Genomic DNA, 9,432 nt, shown 5'->3' with positions numbered 1-9,432 from the left:
CACTGTAACAGTCTCAGATACACGAGTATCTGTAAAGATTCGTGTAATTCAGCACTTGCGACCGACTAAACCAATAGCCATGTGCATAAACCTCTAAAAAAGCGGACTAATTAACTTAGAGTGTTAATTAACCCGAAAGCCTTAACCCAATGCGATCTGAACATCAACACCAGCTGCAAGATCTAACTTCATCAATGCATCTACAGTTTTGTCTGTAGGTTGAACGATGTCGATCAAACGCTTGTAAGTACGAATTTCGTACTGGTCACGCGCGTCTTTGTTTACGTGTGGTGATGTTAAAACGTTAAAACGTTCAATGCGTGTTGGCATTGGAATTGGACCACACACTTGTGCGCCAGTACGTTTTGCGGTTTCTACGATTTCTTGAGCTGATTGATCAATCAGGCGATGATCAAAAGACTTAAGACGGATACGAATTCTCTGGTTAGACATACCAGTAAACTCCAAGCCAAATATATAAAGAATCACTCTTGACGCATCTCACCCCACTTTATGTGGGCAAGTGTCAAGAGCAGTGAAATATCACTAAGGTCATGATCGATGCCACGACTGTAACGATAGTTAACTACTTTATTCGCAGTTAACCCCCTTCCTATTGAAGGGTCGCTTATTATAGCCATTGTTTAATGCATAAGCAAATCTCTTTTATGGTTTTATCCAAGTTTTCAATTTATGACTTAAAACAATAGTTTATTGTTTAAATATTAGGCGGTTTTTGCCAAAACATATTCTATAGCACGATTTAATATCTGATTTCCTTCAATAAATTTTTGCTTCGTAGTTTTTTTTAATTCAAATAAATTTTGCACATATTTTCCTGAAAATTGTGCAAGCTCTTCTTCATTTTCCAAAAACAATTCTAGCGTTTCTGGGGTAATTTCCGGATGAAACTGGAAGCCCAATACATTTCTGCCTAACTGATACATCTGATTACGACAGGCCTCATTTTCTGCCAGATGGACTGCACCTTTAGGCAATTCAAATGTTTCATTATGCCATTGCAGAATATTGAACTGCTCCGGCAAGCTAAAACACGTCTCTGGTAGATTCGCCACTCTGTGCACCGTGGTCCACCCCAATTCTTGTTCTGGATTGCGACTAACACCTGCACCCAAAGCATTTGCAATCAACTGCCCTCCCAGACACAGGCCAATTGCCGGTTTGCCATGCGAAAGATAGCGACGCAACCAGCGTTTTTCTATTTTTAACCAAGGGAAATTCGCTTCATCATTCACACTCATAGTACCCCCCATAATGATCAGCAAATCCACCTCTTCCACTGCAGGCAGCGCCTCGATCTCCAAAGGTCGATCCACGGGTAAAGCAAAAAATTCAGTCGCGGTAATGTGCGCCTGATGCTGCTTTAAAAATTCATAACAACTACCAAAACCTTCACCAGCAATATGCTGAAAATAATGCACTTTTAAATGCGACTTCATGCTCCTCAACCTATTTTTTTAGCTATATAGATTTAGGTTTTGCAAAAATGAAGCCAACTTTTTATAAGACTTGTTGTTTTTAAACAATTCACAACGTAACTGGCAGTGAGTCACAGATTCTCTTAAGCTAGAGTAATATTTGATTACATTTGAGCGCATTCACGTGAAACAAGACTCTCAAACTCGCCTGATTCATGCACCACGAAAGGCTCCTCAAGCGATTTCTACCATTCAACCTCCCCTCTATCGTGCATCGACCATTATCTTTAACAATACCGATGCCCTGTTTAATCGCCATTGGACCGATGACTATGATTATAGTTATGGCACGCATGGCACGCCTACGACCTTTACGCTGGGCGATAACATCGCACAACTCGAAGGTGGTTTATATCACCTGCTCGCACCGAGTGGTTTATCCGCGATTAATCTCGTGAATTCTTGCTTTTTAAGCCAGGGCGATGAGGTTTGGGTGGCTGACAATATCTATGGTCCAAACATGGAGCATTTACGCAATATGGAAAAGCGTTATGGAATTACGGTTAAAGTCTACAATCCCATAGAGCTTGATACGTTTCAGCCTACAGATAAAGCCAAACTGATCTGGCTCGAGGCTGCTGGCTCAGTCACCTTAGAGTTTCCGGATCTGGTTGGTTTGGTGAAAAAAGCCCAGGCACATCATATTCTGACGGCACTGGATAATACCTGGGGCGCAGGTCTGGCTTTTAATGCCTTTGATTTTGGTGAAGAGCATTTAAGTGTAGATATGACGGTACATGCACTGACCAAATATCCAAGCGGCGGGGGGGATATCCTGATGGGATCAGTGGTTACGCGAGATAAGACCCTGCATCACAAACTGTTCCGTGCGCATGCCATTCAGGGCATTAGTGTTTCTGGTGATGATGTGGCACAGGTACAACGCAGTCTGGCTTCGATGCAACTTCGCTATGAACACCAGTCGAAAAGTGCGCTGACATTAATGACATGGCTTAAACAGCAAACCGAGTTTGTACAGGTGCTGCATCCTGCAGATCCGGACAGTGCAGGCCATCAGTACTGGAAAGAGATTTGCAAACAAGATGAAAGTGCCGGCCTGGTCAGCGTGATCTTTGACAGCACATACGTAATGCAAGATATCCGGAATTTCTGCGATAGCTTAAAACTGTTTAAACTTGGCTTTAGTTGGGGTGGTCCTGTCAGTCTGGTCATGCTATATAATTTAAAAGACATGCGCGTGCTGGAACATTCACACTTAAAAGACGGCTTGCTGGTTCGCTTCTGTATTGGACTGGAACATCCGGAAGATTTGATTCAAGATATTCAGCATGCACTAGAACAAATGAAAAAACTTAAAAATGAATAATAAATAACAGGAACAGCTATGGGTACACCAATTGTTATTGCTAAAAAAACTACGGATACCACGCAGGATATCGTGCTGCACTCCCAACTTGCCAATCGACATGGCTTGATTGCAGGTGCCACTGGTACCGGAAAGACTGTGACCTTAAAAGTATTGGCGGAGAGCTTTTCTCGAATTGGTGTACCCGTTTTCCTTGCCGATGCCAAAGGCGATGTGTCCAGCCTGGCCAAAGCAGGTGAAAGCAGCCCCCAGTTTGATGAACGGATTAAAAGTCTCAATATCGAGTCCATTCCTTTTGCAGCCTCACCGGTGGTGTTTTGGGATTTATTTGGCGAACAGGGCCATCCGATTCGCACTACCATTTCTGAAATTGGCCCACTGCTGCTAGCGCAAATGCTGAATCTGAATGACACCCAGGAAGGCGTTTTATCTGCCGTGTTTCGGATTGCCGATGATCAGGGTTTATTACTGATCGACTTTAAAGACCTGAAAGCCATGCTGAGTTATGTCTCTGAGCATGCGGCTGACTTTAAGGCTGAATATGGCAATTTATCTCCCGCCAGTCTCGGTGCTATTCAACGCAACTTATTGGCACTGGCTGACCAAGGCGGTGATCAGTTTTTTGGCGAGCCGGCGCTGGATCTGATGGACTTTTTGCAAACGGATAGTCAGGGTCATGGCAATATCAACCTATTGGCGGCTGACAAGCTGATGAACATGCCTAAGCTATATGCCACTTTCTTGCTCTGGATGCTCTCCGAGCTGTTTGAACAGCTTCCCGAAGTCGGCGATCTGGATAAACCCAAACTGGTGTTCTTCTTTGATGAAGCGCATTTACTATTTAATAATGCCAGCCCTGCCCTACAGGATAAGATTGAGCAGGTGGTGCGTCTGATTCGTTCTAAAGGCGTGGGGATTTATTTTGTCACGCAAAATCCGTTGGACTTGCCTGAAAGTGTCTTAGGCCAGCTCGGCAATCGGGTTCAACATGCTTTGCGGGCTTTCACTCCCAAAGATCAAAAAGCAGTGAAAACCGCAGCAGAGACTTTCCGAGCCAATCCTGAATTTAAAGTCGATCAGGTGATTACCGAACTTGCTGTCGGTGAAGCCCTAATTAGCTGCCTGGATGAAAAAGGCATTCCACAAATTGTAGAACGTGGCTGGGTCATGCCGCCGTACTCTTCATTTAGCCCTATCAGTTTAGATGAACATAAAGCACTCATGACTCAAAGTATTGTCGCCGGTATTTATGAGCAGCCAGTCGATCGGGACAGTGCCCACGAAATGCTGCAAAACAAGGTCGCAGAACGCCAGCAACAGGCTCAGGCCGCCGAAATTGTCAAACAGCAAAGCAAAGAACAGGAAGCACTCGCCAAGCAGCAAATTAAAGAACAGGAACGTCTGGCACGTGAACAGCAAAGAGAAGCTGAACGCGCAGCCAAGCAACGAGAAAAACTGACTCAGGATATTGTCGGTACCTTTGCCAAAAGTGCTGCCCGCAGCCTGGGCGGGAGTACTGGGCAGAAAATTGTGCGCGGCTTACTGGGTTCGCTGTTTGGCCGAAAATAATCCCTCTCCTTTTCCGATCATCATCGCATTTTTTATGGGATATTTTCATATCCCATAATTTTTTTATGGTTTTATGACTATGTGCTATTGTAAAGCCATTTTAAAAGATGTAATTTAAATACATCTTTTAAAAAAACCTGTAGACGGCTCTCATGACTCCACAACATATCGAACTTGTACAAGCGACTGTTCCTGTTTTACGTGAAAACGGCGTAGCACTTACCACATATTTCTATAACCGCATGCTGAACAACCATCCTGAGTTGAAAAACACCTTCAACATGGATCATCAAAGTACCGGTCGTCAACCACGTGCCCTGGCTGCAGCAGTCTTGGCCTATGCCGAGAACATCACCAATCCGGGCGTTTTGGCCAAAGCCATCGAACGTATTACCACTAAACATGTCAGCCTGGATATTCAGCCGGATCAATATGCGATTGTCGGTGAGAACCTGTTGCACTCGATCAGCGAAGTTTTAGATGTACCCATGGACTCAGACCTGATCGCAGCGTGGAAAGAAGCGTATATGCAACTGGCAGATATTTTGATTGGTGTGGAAAAATCTAAATATGCCACTCTAGCTTCTGAAAATGGTGGCTGGGCGGGCTGGCGCGAATTTGAAGTGGCAGCAGTCAATGATACCGATGCAGGTAAAATCTTTACGCTTAAAGCTAAAGATGGTGCAGCGATTGCAAGTGCTGAAGCGGGTGAACATATTTCAGTACGTGTACAGGTGCCTGAACAGCACATTCGTCAACCACAACAGTTTAGCTTTGAGCAGGCTCAAAACGAGCAATATCAAATTACTGTGAAAGCGGAAGAAAATCCAACCGCATTCTCGGTTGCACAGACCCTGATCGACCACTACAAAGTTGGTGATGTGGTCGAAGTGTCTGCCCCGCTCAAGCTTTAATTGCAAAAACGGTTTAGACTAGCTTCAGATTCTGATTAAAAGCTCCATTCGTGGAGCTTTTCATATTCAACTTTTTCATTTTCTAGCTGTTGACCTTATGCAACTCAATAAATTCACTGACTATGCGCTTCGGATTCTGATGTATGTCGCACAGCCACGTGATCTCCCTTATACCATTGCAGAGCTTGCCGAGCGCTTGCAGGTTTCACAAAATCATGCCATGAAAATCGTGCACTTTATGGCGAAACAGGACTGGCTGATCACCACACGCGGTAAAGGTGGCGGCATACGTTTAAATCCGGCAAGCCTGAACCTTCAACTGGGACAGATTGTGCGGATTCTGCAACGCGACAGCAATGTAGTGGAATGCAATAGCCCACCCTGCGTATTACGTCCAACCTGTGGTTTAAAAGGCATTCTAGATGATGCGGTGGAACAGTTTTATAGCAGTCTGGACCAATATGTGCTTAAAGATGTGATTAGGCCACGAAATGCGCGTTTCAGTAGAAATTCTCCGATCGGCCTAGTTAATCTTTAAAGTCTTCCGGGTCAGGTCTTGTGACTTATTCTTGCGGCAAAGTTCGCTTGCCTGTGCGACTTCCTTTATAATGTTTCATTGTAGATCATTTATTGAAGTTGAGTTATGCACCACAGCAGAGGAAAATCCAAAAACAGTAAGACAGCCCATGCGCCTAAGCAAAAGATCAGCTATGAGAAAAAAGTTGATTCTGCCATTACTGAATATTCTGTGCGCGCACTCAACTGGCTACGCAAAGCCGAATTTTTAATGAGTGCACCCAAACTCAGTCTATGTGTAGAAGATACTGGCTATGAAATTGCTTTTGCCGGCCGCTCGAATGCAGGTAAGTCTAGTGCGATTAATGCCCTGACTAACCAGAAACAGCTGGCACGTGCATCCAAAAAACCTGGCCGCACCCAGATGATCAACTTTTTCAGTCTGGGTAATCCGGATCAGCGTCTGGTCGACTTACCCGGTTATGGTTATGCGGCTGTGCCTGAAAAAATGAAACTGGTCTGGCAAAAAGAACTGGAAAATTACCTGATTCATCGCCAGAGCTTGCAAGGTCTGGTATTGCTGATGGATATCCGTCATCCCCTGCAACACTTTGATGTGATGATGCTGGAATGGGCTTATTCTCGCCAGTTGTTCGTGCATGTGTTATTGACCAAATCTGACAAACTAAACCGTGGTCCTGCATCCAAAGCCTTGCAGGAAGTCAAAGCGGCATTGAAAAAGATGAAGCTGGATTTCTCGATTCAACTATTCTCCTCCATGAACAAACAAGGTTTAGAAGAACTGGCCAGTGTCATGGGTGGACGTTTGAACTTTACCTTAGATCAAGCTTCTGAATATGATCTGGACAGTATTCCGGAAGCATCAGCGCATGATTTGAATGAATCCGATGAACCGCTTGAAGAACTTGAACTTAGTGAAGCTAATTCTGAGCATGCTGCTGAAGTATCAACACATGCTTTAAATGAAGCTGAAGAACCACTTGAATTGCTTGATCAGGATCAATCCGAGCTTAAAGCGGCAGATGAATTGAATCAGAATAAGCATTCAGCGGATTAAGACCATATCATTGGAATGGTCTGAGATTGTTCTTGATTTATTAAAACTCATCTTATAAAAAAAGCAGGTCAAATACCTGCTTTTTTTATTTGTCTTTTGACTGTTTTAACTGTCCGCAACTTGTGGATCTGGTTCACGCGTATGCCGGTCTACCACGACACTGATCATCATATCCCCTTGAACATTCACCACTGTACGCACGGTATCCAGTAAACGGTCGATCGGTAAAAGAATGGCAATCGCCTCGGCAGGCAAACCGACCGATTGCAAGACCATAATCATGGTCACCATACCGGCACTCGGAATTCCCGGTGCACCTAAGGATGCAATCATCGCAGTCGCACAGACCACCAGCTGCTGCCCCAGGCTCAGATCCAACCCCATTAAATTGGCAATAAATAATGCTGCTGCCGCTTCATACAGCGCCGTACCATCCATATTCAACTGTGTACCGAGTGGAATTACAAAGCCTGCGGTATGTGGACGTACCCCTAAATTTTCCTGCGCACATTTCATCGACAAGGGCATGGTGGCCGAACTGGAACTGGTGGCAAAGGCAGTAATCAAGGCAGCACGTGTGCCTTTAAAGAACGTGACTGGATCCATCTTGCCGAAAATCCACAGCAATAAAGGCAAAACCACGATGCCATGAAAAATCGTCGTGCCTGTGACTACCGCCGCGAATTCAGCCAGACGACTAAGAACCGACACATCCTCAGTGGCAATTAATTTGGCCAATAAGGCAAAAATACCGAGCGGCGCCAGTTTCATCACCCAGCCAATCATTAACATCATGATCTCGAAAAACTGGTGACTCAGCTTGCGCACGGTACGAAATTTATCTCCACCTGCGACCAGTGCCACACCAACAAATAGCGCAAAGACCACCACCGCCAAGACATTGCCATCCGAAAATGCTTTAAACGGATTGATTAAGGTATTTTGAATAAAATTGGTAAAGAAAGATGAAGGCGTGAGGGTATCCGGCGTTTGATGTTGCGCCATGGCATCCTGGAACATCAGTACATCGACGCCTTTACCCACATTAAACAGATGCGCACACGCCAGACCTAAAATGAGCGCCAATGAAGTGGTTGTCACACAGCACATCAGGGTGATTTTCCAGGTTCGGCTCAGTTGTCCACCCGCCTGCAGATTGGATACACCGACGACAATCGAGCTAAAAATCAGTGGTACTAACAGCATTTTTAACAAGCCAATAAAAATGCTGCTGACGATGCCGATGCCATATAAGCTGATATCAAAAAATGAGGTCTGCGGAAATATCGTCAGTAGAAATCCAAACAGCACCCCCAATACGGCGGCAATTAAAATTTGCGTATTTAAGCTCATCTTTTCATGCATTTTTAATATTGATCTTAAGCCGCACTATGCCATGCGGACTCCATAGAATCGAGTAATATTTTATAAACGCGGCGTAAGGAAATGACATCGACTGGCCATTTTCATCCGGCCTAAAAACAAAAAACCGAATCTGGGATTCGGCTTTTTGGGCAAGAATAAAAACTATTGTGTTTCAATTTCACGTAAGCGGATCAAACCTTCCTGAGAGGTACTGCAGACCAGCTCGCCATTTTGCCACATCCGGCCAAAATTTAGACCGCGTGAACTGGCACTTTGGGTAGCATCCATATCGTAAAGCATCCATTCATCTGCACGGAACGGTTTATGGAAGTACATGGCATGGTCAATACTGGCACATTGCAGACTCGGCGAAATATAGCTTAGACCATGCGGACGCAGCGCCGTGGTCATCAAGGTAAAGTCTGAATAAAAAGCAGCAATAGCCTGATGCAAGGAGATCTGATCGACTTCTGCAGGAATACGGTCATGCGTACGGATATAGTGCGCATAAGACGGTGCTTCAGGTTGAGGCTGGAATGGATTTTGCGGATTGACCGGGCGAATTTCCACATGACGATCACGAGTGAAAGATGCACGGACATTTTCCGGAATAAACTCAATAATCTGCTTGATCAGTTCCGCTTCATTTTTCAGACTTTCTGCCGGTGGATATTCAGGCTCTGAAATCTGGTAATTTAGCCCTTCTTCCTGATGCGCGAAAGACACCATACACATGAAAATGGTACGGCCATGCTGAATGGCGCGCACCTGACGGCTGACAAAGCTCTTGCCATCACGGATACGATCCACTTCATAAATAATTGGTGCATTGACATCCCCACCAAACAGAAAATAGGCATGTAATGAATGTGCCGGACGGTCTGTGGTATAAGACGCGGCGCGTAGCGCCTGCCCTAAAACCTGCCCACCGAACACGCGCTTGCCCACCAGATTCCGGCTGATTCCCCGGAAAATGTTTTCTTCTAACTTTTCTAAGCTGAGCAGCTCGACCAGTTCCTGTGTTAAGGCATTCATAAGCAACCTATCTAATATTGGAGATATCCCAAAATGGAAAAAAGGATTTAAATAATTGATCTGGAATATTCTGCCACAAAATCAGAGCGAAACTCTAAAGTTTGCATGACTGTTCTGTCATACTGATGT

At 44.8% G+C, this 9,432-nt stretch carries 9 protein-coding genes and 1 pseudogene (1 of these 10 running past the window's edge); 5 read left to right on the top strand and 5 right to left on the bottom strand.

The window, feature by feature from the left end:
* The 3 genes from rplC to ACIG3F_RS02805 all read right to left on the bottom strand — a co-directional run.
* A protein-coding gene (gene rplC, locus ACIG3F_RS02815; RefSeq protein WP_396469362.1) for a 50S ribosomal protein L3 crosses the window boundary here: on the bottom strand, window positions 1-48 show its beginning. Its footprint begins 519 nt before the window's first position; only the first 48 of its 567 coding nucleotides appear in the window; the start codon lies at window positions 46-48; its stop codon lies off the left edge, out of view.
* 93 nt (window positions 49-141) lie between these two features.
* Window positions 142-453, bottom strand: a complete 312-nt coding sequence (gene rpsJ, locus ACIG3F_RS02810) for a 30S ribosomal protein S10 (RefSeq protein ID WP_000070912.1) — start codon at window positions 451-453, stop codon at window positions 142-144.
* 272 nt (window positions 454-725) lie between these two features.
* Window positions 726-1,460 carry a type 1 glutamine amidotransferase gene (locus tag ACIG3F_RS02805; RefSeq protein WP_396469320.1) on the bottom strand — a complete coding sequence of 245 codons (735 nt, stop codon included), beginning with the start codon at window positions 1,458-1,460 and terminating at the stop codon, window positions 726-728.
* 163 nt (window positions 1,461-1,623) lie between these two features.
* Here ACIG3F_RS02805 and ACIG3F_RS02800 point away from each other — a divergent pair, with 163 nt between their 5' ends.
* The 5 genes and pseudogenes from ACIG3F_RS02800 to yihA all read left to right on the top strand — a co-directional run.
* On the top strand, window positions 1,624-2,826 hold the full coding sequence (locus ACIG3F_RS02800; RefSeq protein ID WP_396469318.1) for a PLP-dependent transferase: 1,203 nt from the start codon (window positions 1,624-1,626) through the stop codon (window positions 2,824-2,826).
* Window positions 2,827-2,844: 18 nt separating this feature from the next.
* Window positions 2,845-4,395 carry a helicase HerA-like domain-containing protein gene (locus ACIG3F_RS02795; protein ID WP_396469316.1) on the top strand — a complete coding sequence of 517 codons (1,551 nt, stop codon included), beginning with the start codon at window positions 2,845-2,847 and terminating at the stop codon, window positions 4,393-4,395.
* Between the two features lie 152 nt (window positions 4,396-4,547).
* Entirely contained in the window at window positions 4,548-5,309 is a 762-nt protein-coding gene (locus ACIG3F_RS02790) for a globin domain-containing protein (RefSeq protein ID WP_396469314.1), read from the top strand.
* Window positions 5,310-5,406: 97 nt separating this feature from the next.
* Window positions 5,407-5,847, top strand: coding sequence for an RrF2 family transcriptional regulator (locus ACIG3F_RS02785; RefSeq protein ID WP_396469312.1), 441 nt, complete (start codon window positions 5,407-5,409; stop codon window positions 5,845-5,847).
* Window positions 5,848-5,952: 105 nt separating this feature from the next.
* Window positions 5,953-6,729, top strand: a pseudogene (yihA, locus tag ACIG3F_RS02780) (ribosome biogenesis GTP-binding protein YihA/YsxC); the annotation flags it as partial.
* A 279-nt stretch (window positions 6,730-7,008) separates the two neighbouring features.
* Here yihA and ACIG3F_RS02775 read toward each other — a convergent pair.
* Both ACIG3F_RS02775 and ACIG3F_RS02770 read right to left on the bottom strand, forming a co-directional pair.
* Window positions 7,009-8,256: a dicarboxylate/amino acid:cation symporter gene (locus ACIG3F_RS02775; protein WP_396469310.1), complete on the bottom strand. Its 1,248-nt coding sequence runs from the start codon at window positions 8,254-8,256 to the stop codon at window positions 7,009-7,011.
* Window positions 8,257-8,430: 174 nt separating this feature from the next.
* Complete coding sequence (locus ACIG3F_RS02770; protein ID WP_396469308.1) at window positions 8,431-9,303, bottom strand: acyl-CoA thioesterase; 873 nt, start codon at window positions 9,301-9,303, stop codon at window positions 8,431-8,433.
* Between the last annotated feature and the right edge of the window lie 129 nt (window positions 9,304-9,432).

The organism is Acinetobacter sp. NPDC052428 (genome assembly GCF_044547685.1).
Classification (GTDB): domain Bacteria; phylum Pseudomonadota; class Gammaproteobacteria; order Pseudomonadales; family Moraxellaceae; genus Acinetobacter; species Acinetobacter lwoffii_G.
The sequence above is the reverse complement of the archived record's forward strand: the minus strand, read 5'-3'. Positions and strand labels throughout refer to the sequence as shown.

Coding starts and splice junctions, on each gene's coding strand:
- ACIG3F_RS02770 (WP_396469308.1), bottom strand. CDS start 9,303: ATGAATGCCTTAACACAGGAACTGGTCGAGCTGCTCAGCTTAGAAAAG.
- ACIG3F_RS02805 (WP_396469320.1), bottom strand. CDS start 1,460: ATGAAGTCGCATTTAAAAGTGCATTATTTTCAGCATATTGCTGGTGAA.
- ACIG3F_RS02790 (WP_396469314.1), top strand. CDS start 4,548: ATGACTCCACAACATATCGAACTTGTACAAGCGACTGTTCCTGTTTTA.
- ACIG3F_RS02795 (WP_396469316.1), top strand. CDS start 2,845: ATGGGTACACCAATTGTTATTGCTAAAAAAACTACGGATACCACGCAG.
- rpsJ (WP_000070912.1), bottom strand. CDS start 453: ATGTCTAACCAGAGAATTCGTATCCGTCTTAAGTCTTTTGATCATCGC.
- ACIG3F_RS02775 (WP_396469310.1), bottom strand. CDS start 8,256: ATGAGCTTAAATACGCAAATTTTAATTGCCGCCGTATTGGGGGTGCTG.
- ACIG3F_RS02785 (WP_396469312.1), top strand. CDS start 5,407: ATGCAACTCAATAAATTCACTGACTATGCGCTTCGGATTCTGATGTAT.